Source organism: Pseudogracilibacillus auburnensis, assembly GCF_003201975.1.
GTDB lineage: Bacteria > Bacillota > Bacilli > Bacillales > Amphibacillaceae > Pseudogracilibacillus > Pseudogracilibacillus auburnensis.
This window is the reverse complement of record NZ_QJJQ01000010.1, coordinates 157,336-175,198: the sequence shown is the minus strand read 5'-3', so window position 1 is coordinate 175,198 and position 17,863 is coordinate 157,336. Positions and strand designations below refer to the sequence as shown.

Here is a 17,863-nt window from a genome sequence, read left to right as displayed (position 1 = left end):
TAGGGATACAGTTTTTTATTTTTTGCGATAATAAGCCATAAAACTTTCTTACTGCATAAGTGCAACATTACTTCTATCATCACCTAACAGCTTGCCAATTAGTGTGTTTTCTTTAATGTATGCTACGTTTTTTAATTTAAAAAGTTTTTCAATTGAGAAATGATCAGATCGACTTCATTTTCATATTCAGTTCTCTTAGCGACCTTTTTAAATGCTTGTATAAAAGAAAATAGTAAATGAATCCGTGGCTCAGGTGATTGCAATTCCTCCATAATAAATTCCGTGTGTTGTTGTAAAACTGAATCTGATCCGCCAAAAGACTGCTTAAGTACCGTTAAGTTTTTTACTATTTTATCTTTCGTTATATTCTTCGTATTTTTATCAAGGGATGTTAATTCAATATTGTGTAAAAATAAATCATTACTTTTCATTAAGTCATCTATTATAGTGTCCATTCTTCTAACGACATATTGAACAAGTAATGTTAGATTTACTTGCTTTTTCGTTAATGCTGACCAAACATACAGCAAATTTTGAATCATACCATACATTAAAATTGCGCTATCGGAGGCATAAGGTTGACTCTTATCCCCATAAATTTGGATAAGTCGATCTGCTAGCCAACTAAGTTCTTCAATAAACCTCTTTATAATATACGGTTTTAAAATTGGATCTTCAGAATGAAATGCTTCCTCATGTATGGCTCTTAGCGTAAATTCATGCATAACTTCAATCCGAATCAGGATTTGTTTGACAAATATATCTTTATTCGCTTGATCATGTTCATAAATTAGTGCATCACGTCTTCTGAATTCTTCTTCCTTAGCTGTATTTAAATAAGCGATTAAAAATTCACTTTTGGAAGCAAAATAGTTGTAAAATGTGCCCTTCGATATTCCACATTCATCAATAATATCTTGTATGGAAGAAGTACTATATCCTTTGGAAGCAAAAAGTTGCTTGGCGGTTAAAATGACATTTTGTTTTCGTAAATTCATGCAAGATCACCTTTTTATACTATATGTATAACTAATTCTATTATAAAATAAGTTAATTATCAAAGTTAAATAAGTATACGGTATTATACACTTGAAAATTTTGTACTATAAGTATAAAATTAAAAAATGAGTTCAAAATGAGTAATTTAACGATGGAGGAAAGAGGATGGACATTAAAAAGATACATGAGAATCCACCATATGGCATGATTGCCATACTTTTTATTGGTGCTTTTACAGCTTTTTTAAATAATACATTATTAAATATTGCTTTACCTACTATTATGTCAGAATTTAGCGTGTCCCCCTCTAAAGTTCAATGGGTTACAACGAGTTACATGCTAGTAAATGGAGTATTAATTCCTGCTAGTGCATTTTTTATTCAACGATTTACGAACCGAAAGATTTTTTTATGGGCGATGTCGTTATTTACTTTAGGTACATTTATAGCGATGATTGCCCCTAGTTTTTGGGTTTTAGTTTTAGGAAGAATGCTTCAAGCGGGCGGATCTGGAATGATGATGCCGCTATTAATGAATGTTATTTTAATTGCTTTTCCTATTGAGCGGCGTGGAACGGCGATGGGTGTCTTTGGCCTTGTTATGTTTGTTGCTCCCGCAATTGGTCCAACACTTTCGGGTTGGATTATTGAACATTATACTTGGCGGACATTATTTGCTATTATCTTGCCATTTGGAATCTTTGCCTTGTTATATGCGGCTTTTAAATTAAAAAATATTACACCAAATCGCGATATTCATTTAGATGTCATTTCCATCATTTTATCAAGTATCGGTTTTGGCGGGCTTTTATATGGGTTTAGTTCTGTTGGTGATCATGGTTGGTCATCAGTCAATGTGTATAGCACGATAATCGTTGGTACCATTTCTTTAGTACTCTTTATTTTGCGCCAGATGACAATGAATGAACCAATGTTGGATTTTCGTATTTATAAATACCGCATGTTCGCATTATCGTCGGTTATATCTGTTACGATATCAGCGTCAATGTTTTCTGGAATGATTTTAACGCCTTTATATGTGCAAACAATTAGGGGGATTTCCCCATTTCATTCGGGGCTACTTATGTTACCTGGTGCAATAGTGATGGGAATCATGTCTCCGATTACTGGAAGATTATTCGATAAATATGGAGCAAAAGTATTAGCATTAATTGGATTATCTATTATGACTTTTTTCACCTATTTATTAAGCAATTTAACGATGGAAGACAGCTATTTTTATCTAATGACTATTTATACCGTGCGGATGTTTGGGATGTCACTTGTTATGATGCCAATTATGACGAACGGATTAAATGAGCTTCCGATGGTTTCAAATCCTCATGGTACTGCGATGAACAATACATTGCAGCAAGTATCAGGTGCAATTGGAACCGCGCTTTTACTTACGTTAATGACGACGAAAACAAAAGCGGCAAGTTTCGAATTGGTGAAAGAAAGTGAAATGGGTCGTTTAACGTCGGATTATTCGATTGAACATTTGGCTATGTTGGAAGGTGTTAATCATTCGTTCTTAATTTCTGCGATTCTTGCGGTAATAGCTTTACTTTTAGCATTATTTATTAAGCGTCCAATTCCATATGAAGAAAAGAATAGCAAATAAGCAAAATATGTTAAGAATAGTGCTACACAATTAACGCAAAATAAGGATAAGTGAATGAAAAAAGGAAGATTTAGCGTGTACACTATTTTACGTTATATTACCATCATTTTATTAATTGTTTCTGTTCATTTCCAAGAAAAAGTGGAGGCATCATCTTATTATCCTTTACAAACAAAATATCCTGATACGATGATCTATAAAGTGGATACAAATGAAAAAGTGATTGCTTTTACGTTTGATGATGGGCCAGATGAACGATATACACCAGAAATTTTAGATGTGTTAAAAAAGCATGATGTGAAAGCAACCTTTTTCTTATTAGGTACTCGTGTTGATAAGTATCCTGAAGTCGTAAAAAGAATACATGAAGAAGGACATGCTATCGGTAACCACACGTATTGGCACCCTGAATTAACAAAAAAACCCGATGGAGTTGCAAGTTTAGTTTGGGAAACAAATAAAAACGAACAAGCAATTGAATCAGTTATCGGGTTAAAAACGAATCTTTTTCGAGCGCCATACGGAGCAATCAATGGCGAAATGATTGAAAAGTTGAAAGAAATGAACTATCAAGCGGTAGGCTGGTCGATTGATTCCGAGGACTGGAAAGGATTATCTAAAAATAAAATTAAACATAATGTCATAAGCGGTTTGCATCCTGGTTCAATTGTTTTAATGCATAGTGCAGGAAGAGTCCCAGGTACACCAGAAGCATTAGATGAACTCCTTCGCTATTTAAAAACGAATGGGTATATGATTGTAACTATACCAGATTTATGGAAGGTCCAATATAAATAAGAAGGGTGCATCAAATAAGATGCACCCTTTACAATTAAACTTCGATCATTACATTTTCTTCTGCACGTGGAGCACTTTCAAAGTCAATTTCTTCATGGGTTCCGTCACAGAAAGGTTTGTTTTCAGATCTGCCACAACGACATAAAGAAATATCACTTCCTACTTCATACTTATTTCCTGTTGCATCAACTAACGCAAATGATCCTCTTATTTGATAAGGGCCATTATCTTTCATTTGAATAGATGGTGTTTTCATTATGTTCACCTCCATATCTTAGTTTTTTCAAATTGGACATGAATATCAGTTCTAATAAATGGATGATTTATTTACAAAATGAAAAGAGCACAAAAATTGGAGGAGCAACATGAGAGTGATGAAATGGATTCAATTCATAAGAAGAATAAAAAAGTAGCATAAAATCATCTTTGTTTCTCGACATTTTTTTTGCTTATGGTAAAGTAGAAATGTATATATTGTCTTTTAAAGAGGGGTACGAGATGATCTATTATATTGCAGCATATTTATTGAAATTTTTCTTAAGTTTGTTTGGTTTTTTAAAAGTATATGAAAAAGAAAATTTACCTAGTAGTGATGGATACGTCATTGCGTGTACACATACAGGTTGGGTGGATATTTTATGGTTAGGTGTTTCCATTTTACCTACGAAAGTTCATTATATGGCGAAAAAGGAACTTTTCGAATCTAGATTTCTTAACTGGCTAATGAATCATTTAAATGCATTTCCTGTCGACCGTGAAAATCCTGGACCAAGTTCCATTAAAACACCAATGCGATTAATTAAGGATGGGGAAATTGTCGGTATTTTCCCAAGTGGTACGCGAACGAGTGAAGATGTACCATTAAAAAGAGGGGCAGTTACGATTGCAAGTTATGCCAAGGCTCCGATTGTACCAGCAGCATATGTAGGCCCAAATAATTTTAAAGAATTATTTAAATTCAAAAGACCAAAAATCGTTTTTGGTAAGCCAATACAGTTACGTAAAGATTTATCTAAAAAAGAGGCATTGGAAGTAATGATGACGGAGCTAAATGACGCGCTGAAGGAACTACAGCAGACTATTAAGTAAAGGATTTAGGGGTATGGCCATAATAAAAAAACTCCAACTAACTTAAGAAAGGGGAATAAGTTAGTTGGATTATTAATTCATTGATTGATGAAAGGGGGCTTTTATCAATAGAATGAATTCGCTATAATTGGGTCTTTATATTCTATCTCTACTACCCTCGTGTTATGCTGTTACAATAGGATTACGAGTGATTTTTACATCGTAATAGGAAATTTTATTTGTAATAATATAATCTGGTTTTCCACCGTTATGGGCATGAGCCTCTTTAAATGCATCACTTTTCGTCCAATTTTTAAAAGAATCTTTTGAATCCCAACGAGTACTAATGGTTACTTCATCATAATCCTGAAGATTTTCAGTAAGTAATACTTCCAATCCTAAAAACCCTTCCATGCTTTCAATTTTACCAACTTTATCGAAGCGGTTTACTAATTTGTATCCTTCACCTTTTTTAATTTTAGTTGTGTTCGTTACAATAATCATTCTGTTTCCTCCTTGTTTTTGGTATGATCAATGGAAATCCATCTTCAAATAATATACGTGCATCTATTTCATAAACATCATGTAAAAACTTCGTACTTAACAGCTTTTCAGGAACTCCACATTCGATAATGTTCCCGTGCTTCATTGCAATCATATAATGACTATATGCTGCCGCTTGTTGTAACTCATGTAGTACCATAATAATTGTCATGTTGTACTTTTCATTAATTTGTTGTAGCAGTTCCATTAAATCATACTGATGAGCGATGTCTAAAAAGGTAGTTGGTTCATCTAACAAAAGAATATCTGTTTTTTGAGCAAGAGCCATCGCTATTCGTACTTTTTGTTGCTCACCTCCTGATAGACTGTAAAACAATCGGTTTTCATGCTTTGTTGTCTTAGTCATTTTCATTGCTGCATCAATAATTTCTTCATCTTCTTCATTTAATCGATTGGATAGAAAATGTTTATACGGCTCCCTTCCGAAAGAAATTAATTCTCTTACTGTCACATTTGGTAACATATCTTTAGATTGCGGTAACATTGCAATTGTTTTGGCAAATTCTTTCGTTTTGTAGTTTTTAGCATTTTTATTTTGTACATAAACTGTGCCATCGTTTGCGGTCACTAATCTACTAATTATTTTTAATAAGGTAGATTTACCAGATCCATTAGGACCAACGATGGAAGTAATCTTTCGACTTGGAATGGAAAGGGAAATATTATCTAATTGAAACTTATCTATCTTTAATGAAATGCCTTTTGTTTGAATAGCTTTCATTACAATATTCTCCTTTTCCTTAGTAAAATTAAAAAGAATGGTGCACCTAAACATGCGAGTAATATGCCTACCGGAAGTTCGATTGGGTCAAACCAAGAACGCGCAACTGTATCTGCAAAAACGACTAAAATTGCTCCACTCACTATACTGAATGGAAGTAGGAAGGTATAATCATCTCCGACAAGAATACGAATAATATGTGGTACAACTAATCCAACAAAACCAACAAGCCCAGCAACACTAACTGCTACTCCTGCTAATAATGAAGCAAGGATAATAAGTAAAAATCGTTGCACTTCCACTTTTTGCCCTAACAATTTTGCCGAATCATCACCTAAAAGTAATAAATTCGCTGGTTTAATGGCAAAAAAGGATAAAATGATACTAATAATCGCATAGGGTGCCATGAACTCTAAATGAAACCATCCTCTTCCAGTTAATCCTCCCGCAAGCCAAGGCAATACAGCCTGAACTCGTTCACTATAGACGACCATAATTCCATTCATAACTGCACCTAATAAAGCATTAATTGCAACACCAGCCAAAATAATCTTAACAGGTGATGTTCCTCTGTCCCATGCAAGTACATATATAGCGAGTGATGTAATAAGTGCGCCTATAAAAGCAGCTATTGGTAAAAGAAAACTATACTGTGGTAGTAGTACCATTGTAATAATAGCTGCGAGTCCAGCACCTGAGGAAACGCCAATTATTCCGGGATCAGCTAAAGGGTTTTTCATCACGCCTTGAAGTAGGGCTCCAGAAGCTGCTAAACAGCCACCAACTAAAATTCCGATGATAACTCTAGGAAGTCGTACATCGATAATGATTTTTTGATGAATCGATTCTCCATCTTGAAAAAATACATGCCAAATTTCGGCTAAAGAAATAGATACAGGTCCGTACGTTAAACTATAAAATGTCACAACAATGAATAAAATAGGCGTAATGATTGAAATATATTTTCTCCGTAAATTTCTTTTCTGGATTGTCATATTTATTCCTTCACATCTTGTAATAACTCATGAAGATAATCGAGTGCATCTACTATTTTTGTCCCTGGATTAGTACCGAAAAGATCATGTGGTAAAATAATAAACTGATCATTTTTAACTGCGTCTAACTCGTTCCAACCAGCATTTTTGGACATATCATTTATAAAACCTTCTTTTACTTCTTCAGGATTACCATGACTCATTAATAAGATCATTTGTGGATTTGATTCTATCATTCTTTCCGTATTTAGTTGTGCATATTGTGGATACATTTCTAAACTAGGGTAGTCACTGGCAATATTTTCACCCCCAGCAAGCTCTAAAATATCTCCACTTAATGAATTGGGTAAGGCAGCCATATTTGTTCCAGGCGCGCCGTATACTAACAATACTCTTGGTTTCTTTTCCGTTTGCTCTGACTGAATTTGAGCAATTTTTTCATCTATCATATGTATTACTTCATCAGCTTTTTCTCGCTTGTTTAATAAATCACTAAATAGTGTAATTTGTTTTTTTATATCGTCAACCGAATTAGCACTAGTTAAAATCATTTCCGATCCTATACTCTCAATAGACTGTACATCGTTTGAATTCATTGGATGGTTTCCCAAAACGACATCAGGATCAAGTGAAGTTATTTTCTCCAAATCGGCACTATGTGAAGATCCAACTTCCAGTGCATTTTCTGATTCTTTTATTACCGCATCACCGGTTGGACGTCCTACAACCTCTTCGCCCAAAGCATAAATAATATCTGTTTCGCCATTTCCGAGTGAAACAATTTTTTCAGGTATATGATCAAAAGTAATTGTCCGGTTGGAAAAGTCGGTAATACTGATTGCATTTTCGCCAGCTTCTTTGGTCTTACCTTGATTTGTCGTTTCATCTGTGTTGGAACTACACCCGACCATTAGGAACACGAGCATAGAACAAAAAACAATGACAGCCTTCTTCATAAACAAAGCCTCCTATAAGTATAACTGAGAGAAATTCTCAATTAACACAATGATAATGAAAATCATTATCATTGTCAATAGGAATATAAAATTTTATATTTTGAGGTAGAAAATTTTAAAAGTGGTTAATAATTAATTTGACTTTTATTTTTTATCCGTTATCATAGTAAAGCAAAGGGATAAATGATAATGATTCTCATTATTATTTGTGTGAAAGCTTCATAGATTGGAAGTGAGGTGGTTTTATTTAACAATAAAAAATACATAGAGTGATAGAGTCTGAAGTTGTAGATAAGCAAGAGGGCTTTATTTTTTTACTTAGTTATTGAGAATGAATCTCAATTTCAATCAATTTTATCAAGTTAGGAGGGAAGTGATTGGAGAAGAAGACAACTAGGTTAATTGGAGTATGCATGATACTTTACTGTATATGTACATTGATGCTCATACCAGTGAAAAAGTCATTTGCTGAAACTAGTCTAAATGATCTTGAAGATGGTGCTTATTCTATAGAGTATGATATTTTACATGCTGAGAACGACTCCGTTTCCATTGCAAATGATTACTTTGACAAACCTGCCACTTTATATGTTGAAAATGGAGAGAAATATATCCAGTTTCATTTGAACCATAGTTATTGGATAAAAGAATTACAAGCACCCCTTGGAGATTCTTTTGTTGATGTAGGTGTCGTTAGTGCAGATGAAGAGGATACAACGAAGCCAGAGGATACAACAAGGGTAATCGAATTTTTACTTGATCGAGATTTAACTGACCCACTTGAGTTTAAAATGCACGTATTGATTGAAACGATGGACCCAGTATATGACAACCATTATACGGTTCGTTATGATTTTGATGAAAGCACAATCGAACCAATGGAGGATGCTGAACCGAGACAGGAGCCAATGGAACAATCAGACAATTCAACTGAAGCTACAGAAGACGATGATGAAGTTGCATCTGTAACAACGAAAGCTGATGATGAATCCTCAAGTGGTAGCATTTCAGTTACAATGATTATTATTTTAGTAATTGCGACAGCATTATTCATTTACATTTTGTGGAAAATGACTATTGCTAGACGCAAAAATGCTTAAATATGATATAGGAGGAAAATATTAATGAAAAACATTTTCAAAATATTCGCACTATCTTTAATTGTTATCATGACTTTCTTTTCAATAAATCAGGGGGATACTGTGGATGCTGCATCAAAATATGAAAATGGTGAATACAGTGTTCCATTTACCGTATTAAAAGGTGATAGTGATGAGCGCTCCATGACAAATGATTATGTTACTTCACCTGGTAAACTAGTCGTAAAAGATGGCAAGAACCTTGTCCAGTTAACAATAAATAATAGTTCATGGTGGCAATATTTTAAAGTGAATGGACAGGATGTAACTGTTTTAAGTGAGGATGAAGGTGCAGATACAAGAGTTGTTCAGTTTGAAGTGCAAGATTTAGATCAAATCGTTCCAGCAAATATTCATGTTATTGTTCCAGATATTGACTATGACAATAAGTATGATATTCGTTTCCAGTTTGATACGTCTAATGTTCCAGGAGCAGGTGGTAGTAATGATTCAGGCGAAACGAACAAAGAAGAAGGAACGAAAAATGGGGCAGGCAATAAAGAAGGTGGAGAGAAAGAAGCAGAAAAAAACCCACCGACAGGCGACAATACTCCAGTTTTGTTACTCGGGCTTATGTTAATTGGTTCTAGCATATTTTTAGTTCGTAAATTAGCAACAGAATAAAAGGAAAAAATAATGAAAGAGGAGAATTTGATGAAACGATTTTTTCCAATCTTATTAATCTTTTTAATAACATTCACTCCTGCTTTATCATCGTTACAATATGTTTCCGCAGAAACAAATGATGATAAAGTATATGCGGATGGGGAATACGAGCTTCCATTTGAAATATTAAAAGATACTAGTGATGAACGCTCCATGACAAATGATTACATGAAATCTCCGGCTAAATTAATAGTCAAAGATGGAGAACAAACCGTTCAAGTAACTTTGAACAACAGTTCATGGTGGCAATATTTAAAAACACAGACAACACAACCAGGTTCATTTACAGATGATAATTTTGTTGATGCAAAAGTTATTAGCGAAGATGGAGCAAATGATACTCGTGTTGTAGAATTCAACGTGCAAGACTTAGATGAAGTACTAAATGCAAAAATTCATGTTATTGTTCCAATGATTAATTATGACAATAAATATGATATTCGTTATTCATTTGATGCTAGTGGAATTCCGTTAGTAGATCCAAGTGAGGATACAACACCAGAGGATCCGAAAGAAGATCCAAGTGAGGATACAACACCAGAGGATCCGAAAGAAGATCCAAGTGAGGATCCAGCATCAGAGGATCCGAAAGAAGATCCAAGTGAGGATCCAGCATCAGAGGATCCGAAAGAAGATCCAGGTGAGGATCCAACATCAGAGGATCCGAAAGAAGATCCGGCATCGGAAGGGAATTATCTAGATGGTGAATACGATTTACCATTTACAATTTTAAAAGATACTTCAGATGAAGAATCCATGACAAATGATTACATGAAATCTCCAGCTAAGTTAATAGTCAAAGATGGAGAACAAACTGTTCAAGTAACATTGAACAATAGTTCATGGTGGCAATATTTAAAAACACAAACAACACAACCAGGTTCATTTTCGGATGATAATTTTGTTGATGCAAAAGTAATTAGCGAAGATACAGAAAATGATACTCGTGTTGTAGAAATAAAGGTTCAAGACTTAGATGAAGTGCTAAATGCAAAGATTCATGTTATTGTAACTGGCTTGCCATTTGAGTATGACAATAAATACGATATTCGTTTTTCATTTGATCCAAGTGACATTCCTTTAGCATCGGAAGCGCCGGAAGATCCTGAAGAAGATCCTAAGGAAGAGAAACCTGCACAAGAAAGTATTTATATTGACGGAGAATATGAAGTACCATTAACTATTTTACATGCTACTGAAGATAAAGAATCTTCGATGGGAAGGTACGTTTCTGATCCTGCTTCACTAATTGTTAAGGATGGCATTGCAAAAGTAACTCTTACATTGTCTAGCAGTAATATGATAACAGAGTTTCTTGTCGAAAATAATGGGGAGTTCGTTGATACAACCATTGAAAGTCATGACGATCAAAATAACAGAAGAGTTATCAGTTTTACTGTTGGCAATTTAGCTGACATCATCAATGGGAAAGTAACAATTGATACGAATACACCATTTGGAACGATGACTCATGATGTTCGTTTACAGTTTGATCCAAGTGAAATTCCTTTAAAAGATCCTGAAGTAGAAGATCCAGGTGAAGACGGAGAGGATCCAAATAAGCTTGATATAGAAGATGGAAATTACACGATTGATTTTGATGTATTACATGAAACAGAAGATAAACCTTCAACTGCTTCAAGCTATATTAAACGTCCAGCTTCTCTTTCTGTTCAAGATGGTATAGGGAAAGTGACATTTACATTAACAGATAATGAAGCAATTAAAGATTTTAAAACGGAACAAAACGGAGAATTCATTTCATCTGAAGTTGTGAGTGTAAATGAGTTAACTAATTCACGAGTGATTACATTTGATATAGACGACTTGACGGAAGTAGTAAATGCGAAAATTAAGGTTTATGTTGCTTCATTAGATTACACTGGTGAATACGATATTAGGTTGCTGTTTGATGAGAGTAGCTTACAAGAAGCTACAGAAGATGATCAAGGAGAACCTGAAGAACCGGTTGTAATAGAAAATGGCAATTACACGATTAATTTTAGAGTTTTACATGCAACTGAATTTGAAAAGTCAATCATGGGTGATTATATTAAAGCACCGGCTCAATTAACGATTGATGATGACAAAAATACAGTCACATTTACATTAACAGACAATGAAGCGATTAAAGATTTTCAAGTGGAACAAGCTGGGGAATTTAAGCAGGCTGAGGTAGTTAATGTTGATGAAGCTGCAAACACTCGTGATGTTGTTTTCGATATCGACGAATTAGATGCAGTTGTAAACGCGAAAGTTACCGTTTTTGTTGAATCAGCTAATTATACCGGGGAATATGATGTTCGGTTATTTTTCGAAAGAAATAGTGTGAAAAAAACTGACGAAGGTTCAAATGATCCTGGTGAGGAAGATCCACAAGAAGACCCTGAAGATCCAGGAGATAAAGAAGAGGATCCTACACCAGAAGATCCTAAGGATGAGGAACCAACACCTGAAGATCCAGATGATCAAGATGGGAATAAAGACCCTGAACAGGAGAATCCTACCGGTATATATAAAGATGGCGAATACAGTCTGCCATTTGAAATTTTAAAAGATACTAGTAATGAACGTTCCATGACAAATGATTACATGAAATCTCCAGCTAAATTAATAGTCAAAGATGGAGAACAAATCGTTCAAGTAACATTAAACAATAGTTCATGGTGGCAATATTTAAAAACACAAACAACACAACCAGGCTCATTTACGGATCATAACTTTATTGATGCAAAAGTTATTAGCGAAGATGCAGCAAATGATACTCGTGTTGTAGAATTCAACGTGCAAAACTTAGATGAAGTACTGAATGCAAAAATTCATGTGATCGTAACAGGTATACCTGGATTTGTATATGACAATAAATACGATATTCGTTTTTCATTTGATCCTAGTGGAATTCCGTTAGAAGATCCAAAAGAGGATCCGAAAGAAGATCCAAAAGAAGATCCAAAAGAAGATCCGAAAGAAGATCCAAAAGAGGACCCGAAAGAAGAACCAAAAACTGATCCTAAAATCGATCCGAGAAACTTAGAAGACGGAGAATATTCTATTGAATATAAAGTATTAAAAAATAATACATCTGACACTTCTGTTATGAATGACTATGTTGTAAGTCCAGGAAACTTAAAAGTAAAAGATGGGAAGAAATACCTTGCGATTACGTTAACTAATAGTTCTTGGATTACTGATTTCAAAACAGAACACAACGGTTCCCTTGTTGCACCAACTGTGTTAAGTAATAATAATAAGTCAGATATTCGAGTAGTTGAATTTGAAGTAGATGATCTGTTTAGTTTATTAAATGCATGGGTGAAAGTTGATATACCAGCTCTTAATTATCATCACGAGTACGATGTGCAATTTAAATTTGACCCTGATTCAATTAAGCTTTTGAAGGCAGGAGAACATCCGAAACAAGGCCCTGTGGATCCATCTAAACCAAAAGATAATGATAAAGTAGAAAAACCTACTGACGAAGATGAAGTACCGAAGTTTGACCGTAACGATGATGATAAAGTGAATAAAAGCGATGGTACGAATAAAGAAGATAAAACTGGTGGTAAAAATCCAAAAACTGCAGATACTGCGAGAATAGTTTTATTTGCCCTATTATTAGTCGGATCACTAATTCCTTTAGTCATTAAGTTACGAAAAGGAATAGCAACTAATTAATCGATTAAAAAATTTGGCTTATCGTCATTTTATGGCACGAGTTAAAGTTACACTTATAAGGTAAGAACATTTATATTTCTGCCAAAAAAGAATGAAATGAGTCTTGTTGTCTAGTAATCTAGCGACAAGGCTCCCTATCTTTACTAGAACCTCTAAAAAGGAGGAAAATGATAGATGAAACGAAAGTTATTTTTTATTTCAATCATAAGTTCTTTATTTTTATTTAGTTGTTCCACTAATAATGATGCAACAGCGGAACCTAAGGAAAATAATGATCCAGAAAATAATCGAATTGTAGCTACTACGGTTGCTGTTACAGAAATAATGGATGTATTAGAAATCGATTTAATAGGAATTCCATCAAGTTATAAAGTTTTACCAGAACGTTATGATGGTATAACGGAGGTTGGCGGTGCCCATAGTCCTGACTTGGAACTTATTATGTCTTTACAACCAAAGGAAGTTATGTCGGTGTCAACGATAAAATATGATTTGGAAACTGTTTTTGATGATGCAGATATTGACGCGAGATACGTTAATTTGGATAGTATCGACAATATGAATGAAGAAATTTTGAGTATTGGAAAGCAATACGATAGGGAAGAACAGGCGGAAAAAATCGTGTCAGACTTTGAAGAAAAAACAAAAGAAATAGAAGAGAAAATTGCCGATAAAGAATCACCAAAAGTACTTATTTTAATGGGAGTACCAGGAAGTTATCTAGTTGCAACAGACAGGTCGTATATTGGTGATTTAGTAGCGAAAACAGGAGGAGAGAATGTTTTTTCTGGAGAAAGTGTTGAATATCTTGCATCCAATACAGAGTATTTACAGCAATCTAATCCAGATATTATTTTACGAGCAGCACATGGGATGCCAGAAGAAGTAGTTGAAATGTTTGATAAAGAGTTCAAAGAAAATGACATATGGAAACATTTTGATGCTGTTAAAAACGATCGAGTATATGACCTGGATGAACTTCTTTTTGGAACGACTGCTAGTATTGCAGCAGTAGAGGCATTAGATGAGCTATTCGAAATGCTCTATCCAGAAGGTTAAGACGTATTGGTACAAGAGAAAAGGGTGTCATATATGAATAAAAAAGCCTTAAGTTTTATTGTCGTAATCGTTTTATTATGTATAGCGACGATCTATTCAGCAACATCAGGGAGTATTCAAGTTTCTTTTACTGAATTAGTGAATGGACTAATCTCTGGTACAAATAATGATGTGCAAGTTATAAAAGATTTACGTTTACCACGTATTATTATCGCCATTTTTGCTGGAGCAGCCCTTTCTGTTTCAGGTGTATTGTTGCAATCAGTGATGCGAAATCCGTTGGCAGAGCCCGGGATTATTGGGGTATCATCAGGAGCAGGATTTATGACTATGTTAATGGTCTCTATTTTTCCTACATTATTCTTTTTCACTCCGTTATTTGCATTTTTAGGTGGTGCATTAGCTTTTTTCCTCGTTTATTCATTTTCATGGAAGTCAGGTCTTGATCCATTACGGATGATTTTAATTGGGGTGGCGATCAATGCGGTGTTTACAAGTTTAAGTCAAACGTTTCATTACCGTGGTAGTTACACATCTAGTATGGTAACAGAAGTGACGACCTCAACATTGTCCATGAAAAAGTGGGCTGATGTAGAGATAATGGTTATTTACGGTTCCATTGGATTAATTTTAGCTATCCTCGTTTATTCATGGTGTAATTATTTAGCGCTTGAAGATAAAACAGCTAAAAATTTAGGACTGAACGTGAATGTTGCCCGATTTGTTATTTCTGCTATTGCTGTTTTATTAGCATCGGTTGCAACTGCAACGGCGGGGTTGTTTGTGTTTGTCGGATTGCTTGTTCCACATATTGGTAGAATATTGGTAGGAACAGATCATAAATGGTTAATCCCTTTTTCAAGTTTATTAGGGGCACTATTAATTTTATTATCTGATACGTTAGGACGTACGATTATAGCACCTAATGAAATTCCAGCATCGATTATTATGGCTTTAATCGGAGGACCATTCCTTATATTCTTACTAAGAAAGAGTGATCGAATTTATGGAAATTAATCATATTACCTATTCATATGATCATAAAGTGAACCATCTAGATGATGTAAGTGGTAAGATTGATGTTGGAAAAGTAACGACAATTATTGGCCCAAATGGTTGTGGTAAATCGACATTGCTTGGAATAATGGCTAATAATTATGTCCCTTTAAAAGGGCAAATCGTCATGGATGGAAAAAGTTTAATAACGGTGAAATCAAAAGAACTGGCCAAAAAAATTTCCGTTGTTCATCAACATAATAGTGCACCAGCAGATATGACGGTCGAAAGGCTAACAAGTTACGGAAGGTTGCCGTATAAATCAATGTTTTCATCAAATAAAACAACTGATAAAGAGGTTGTTGAATGGGCAATGGAACAAACTAACTTAATAGATAAAAGAAATAAACCAATTAATACATTATCTGGTGGTGAACGTCAACGGGTTTGGATTGCGATGACGTTGGCACAACAAACACCATTTTTGTTTTTGGATGAGCCAACTACCTACCTCGATATATACTATCAATATGAAATATTGGAGTTAGTAAAAAGATTGAACAAAGACCAAGGTCTTACTATTGTCATGGTACTGCATGATATAAACCAGGCTATTCGATATAGTGATACCATCATTGTCATGAAAAATGGCAAAATAGTTACACAAGGAAAACCTAAAGAGGTTATTACTAAAAGCATCATCAAGAAAATATATGGGGTAGATGTGTCTGTTAAAGAAGACGAACAAGCAGGATTATTCACAATTCCAATAGGGATTTGATTTGTAAAATGGGGTGATAGAATGAATGAAACTAAAAGACCAAATCGAATAAAAAAAAGGATATCACGGTTTTTTACACTTGTGTGCTTAATCGTTTTTATTTATTCTATTTATGCATTAAGCGATATTGGGCTAGATTATTATCATAACCGACAAGTATTGGCAGAAGTACAACAAATTTATCATAGTTTTGATCAGGAAGAAGAAATTATTGATCCTTTGGAAGTTCGCAAACAGTTTAATGAATTACACGAAATAAATTCTGAAATCGTTGGATGGATTGCAATTGATGATACTAAAATTAATTACCCCATTTTACAAGCGGAAAATAATGATTATTATTTAACACGAAATTATAAAGGGGAAGAGTCGCGGGCTGGTAGTATTTTTATGGATTATCGAAATGAGCTTCAGTTGGATAATCAAAATATCGTTTTATATGGTCACCGTATGAAAGATGAGACAATGTTTAATCAGTTAACAAAATACGTAGATAAGGACTTTTTTACTCATCATTCAAAAGTTTATTTTGACACTTTATATGGCAGTTATGATGCTGAAGTATTTGCGGTTTATTATACGACAACCGACTTTGATTATATCCAAACAGAATTTGAATCTAGGGATGAGTATAAATCATTGTTAGAAGAAATTCATGAAAAATCCATCTATCAAACGGATGTATCAGTAAGCGAAGATGATCAAATGATTACTTTGTCTACTTGTGATTATACGCTTGATCCAGACGAAGGGCGTCTTGTCGTCCACGCCAAATTAGTTGAGAAAGAATAATGCGAACAGATTTAAATATATAGGAAAAGGTAATCCGTAAACGCTAATTGGATTACCTTTTTTATTATGGAGGAAATAATATGGCGATATTAGACCGATATTTGAACGGCTTTCTAACCGATGTCGGCCATACTTCGTGTTTGTTCAGGCCAATTCACAATGCGAGTAATGTTCAATACTTCTCATATGGCGATTCTTCGCAAGTATATGGCGATATTTCCCGATTATATGGCGCATCTTCGCGGTCATATGGCGATTCCACGCGTTAATATAGCGCATCTTCCCAATTATATGGCGAATCTGGATAATTTGTTCAGTTGATTCGTCATTTTGTTCATAGATCATTTAACATGTTGCGTGTGTATGATAAATTTTGATTGACATCAATATGATGAAAGAATATAATAGACGATAGCAAGTGGGTACTTACATTTACGGAGGAGGACGTTACTGATTATTTCTACAAAGGATAAAATAATTGATGCAGCTATCGAATTAGTAAATGAAAAAGGGTATAAAGGGGCGACAACAAGGGCAATTGCAGAACGAGCAGGAGTAAATGAAGTGACACTATTTCGTCATTTTGGAAATAAAAAGGGAATTGTTGAAGCGGCCATAGATAAATATGCTTTCGTCGATCTTTTGGCAAATACATTTGAGCAAAAAATTATATGGGATTTGGAGCAAGATTTAAAGATGCTTGCAAAAGAATATCAATTATTAGTAGAGGAAAAAAAGCCGTTAATTTTATTAAGTTTTAGAGAAGCAGCTGAATTTCCTGAGCTCGATGAGTTATTATCTTTTATTCCACAAAAATTTAAACAGATATTAGAAGACTATTTTGATCAAATGATTCAAAAAAAGAAATTAAAAAAAGTGGATCCTTCTGTCATTGCAACAAATTTCATCTTTATAAATATTGGCTACTTTTTCATGAACTCTAGAATGAATTCCATTACGGAAAAGTTGTCTATTGAAAATTTTGTTGAAAATAATATTGATTTTTTTATCCAGGCACTCAACTAATTTTT

The 17,863-nt window shown here is 34.2% G+C and carries 17 protein-coding genes; 11 read left to right on the top strand and 6 right to left on the bottom strand.

What is annotated here, in order from left to right; translation table 11 throughout:
* Positions 1–131 precede the first annotated feature (131 nt).
* The gene (locus tag DFR56_RS14285) at positions 132–998 is read right to left on the bottom strand and encodes a TetR/AcrR family transcriptional regulator (protein ID WP_110396121.1); all 867 of its coding nucleotides are present in this window, start codon (positions 996–998) and stop codon (positions 132–134) included.
* A gap of 166 nt (positions 999–1,164) precedes the next feature.
* On the opposite strand from DFR56_RS14285, the gene DFR56_RS14280 reads away from it, so the two are divergent.
* Together DFR56_RS14280 and DFR56_RS14275 are read left to right on the top strand one after the other, a co-directional pair.
* A complete protein-coding gene (locus DFR56_RS14280; RefSeq protein WP_110396120.1) occupies positions 1,165–2,622 on the top strand; it encodes a DHA2 family efflux MFS transporter permease subunit in 1,458 nt (485 codons plus the stop codon).
* 54 nt (positions 2,623–2,676) lie between these two features.
* Positions 2,677–3,420: a polysaccharide deacetylase family protein gene (locus DFR56_RS14275; protein WP_110396119.1), complete on the top strand. Its 744-nt coding sequence runs from the start codon at positions 2,677–2,679 to the stop codon at positions 3,418–3,420.
* Positions 3,421–3,454: 34 nt separating this feature from the next.
* Here the strand turns inward: DFR56_RS14275 and DFR56_RS14270 are convergent, their stop codons facing one another.
* Positions 3,455–3,676, bottom strand: a complete 222-nt coding sequence (locus tag DFR56_RS14270) for a CDGSH iron-sulfur domain-containing protein (protein WP_110396118.1) — start codon at positions 3,674–3,676, stop codon at positions 3,455–3,457.
* A gap of 245 nt (positions 3,677–3,921) precedes the next feature.
* On the opposite strand from DFR56_RS14270, the gene DFR56_RS14265 reads away from it, so the two are divergent.
* Entirely contained in the window at positions 3,922–4,509 is a 588-nt protein-coding gene (locus DFR56_RS14265; protein WP_372442935.1) for a lysophospholipid acyltransferase family protein, read from the top strand.
* A 162-nt stretch (positions 4,510–4,671) separates the two neighbouring features.
* Here DFR56_RS14265 and isdG read toward each other — a convergent pair whose 3' ends face one another.
* Genes isdG through DFR56_RS14245 form a run of 4 tightly spaced genes read right to left on the bottom strand, consistent with a single transcriptional unit; the run spans position 4,672 to position 7,724 of the window.
* Positions 4,672–4,992, bottom strand: coding sequence for a heme oxygenase (gene isdG / locus DFR56_RS14260; protein ID WP_110396116.1), 321 nt, complete (start codon positions 4,990–4,992; stop codon positions 4,672–4,674).
* Positions 4,967–5,773 (bottom strand): ABC transporter ATP-binding protein, encoded by an 807-nt coding sequence (locus DFR56_RS14255; RefSeq protein ID WP_110396115.1) that lies wholly within the window; start codon positions 5,771–5,773, stop codon positions 4,967–4,969. Before DFR56_RS14255 ends, isdG begins: the two co-directional genes overlap by 26 nt.
* The gene (locus tag DFR56_RS14250; protein ID WP_110396114.1) at positions 5,773–6,768 is read right to left on the bottom strand and encodes a FecCD family ABC transporter permease; all 996 of its coding nucleotides are present in this window, start codon (positions 6,766–6,768) and stop codon (positions 5,773–5,775) included. The genes DFR56_RS14255 and DFR56_RS14250 overlap by 1 nt, the downstream gene beginning before the upstream one ends.
* A gap of 2 nt (positions 6,769–6,770) precedes the next feature.
* Positions 6,771–7,724 (bottom strand): ABC transporter substrate-binding protein, encoded by a 954-nt coding sequence (locus DFR56_RS14245; RefSeq protein WP_110396113.1) that lies wholly within the window; start codon positions 7,722–7,724, stop codon positions 6,771–6,773.
* 377 nt (positions 7,725–8,101) lie between these two features.
* On the opposite strand from DFR56_RS14245, the gene DFR56_RS14240 reads away from it, so the two are divergent.
* The 8 genes from DFR56_RS14240 (at position 8,102) to DFR56_RS14205 (ending at position 17,858) form a co-directional block, all read left to right on the top strand.
* A complete protein-coding gene (locus DFR56_RS14240; protein WP_110396112.1) occupies positions 8,102–8,824 on the top strand; it encodes an NEAT domain-containing protein in 723 nt (240 codons plus the stop codon).
* Positions 8,825–8,848: 24 nt separating this feature from the next.
* Positions 8,849–9,487: a heme uptake protein IsdC gene (gene isdC / locus DFR56_RS14235; RefSeq protein ID WP_110396111.1), complete on the top strand. Its 639-nt coding sequence runs from the start codon at positions 8,849–8,851 to the stop codon at positions 9,485–9,487.
* A gap of 30 nt (positions 9,488–9,517) precedes the next feature.
* Complete coding sequence (locus tag DFR56_RS14230; RefSeq protein ID WP_158525655.1) at positions 9,518–13,204, top strand: NEAT domain-containing protein; 3,687 nt, start codon at positions 9,518–9,520, stop codon at positions 13,202–13,204.
* 174 nt (positions 13,205–13,378) lie between these two features.
* Complete coding sequence (gene isdE / locus DFR56_RS14225) at positions 13,379–14,263, top strand: heme ABC transporter substrate-binding protein IsdE (RefSeq protein ID WP_110396109.1); 885 nt, start codon at positions 13,379–13,381, stop codon at positions 14,261–14,263.
* A gap of 33 nt (positions 14,264–14,296) precedes the next feature.
* Positions 14,297–15,280, top strand: coding sequence for a FecCD family ABC transporter permease (locus DFR56_RS14220; RefSeq protein ID WP_110396108.1), 984 nt, complete (start codon positions 14,297–14,299; stop codon positions 15,278–15,280).
* On the top strand, positions 15,270–16,040 hold the full coding sequence (locus DFR56_RS14215; RefSeq protein ID WP_110396107.1) for an ABC transporter ATP-binding protein: 771 nt from the start codon (positions 15,270–15,272) through the stop codon (positions 16,038–16,040). Before DFR56_RS14220 ends, DFR56_RS14215 begins: the two co-directional genes overlap by 11 nt.
* Before the next feature lie 21 nt (positions 16,041–16,061).
* A complete protein-coding gene (srtB, locus tag DFR56_RS14210; protein WP_110396106.1) occupies positions 16,062–16,832 on the top strand; it encodes a class B sortase in 771 nt (256 codons plus the stop codon).
* Positions 16,833–17,243: 411 nt separating this feature from the next.
* Positions 17,244–17,858, top strand: coding sequence for a TetR family transcriptional regulator (locus DFR56_RS14205; RefSeq protein ID WP_110396105.1), 615 nt, complete (start codon positions 17,244–17,246; stop codon positions 17,856–17,858).
* Positions 17,859–17,863: the final 5 nt, after the last annotated feature.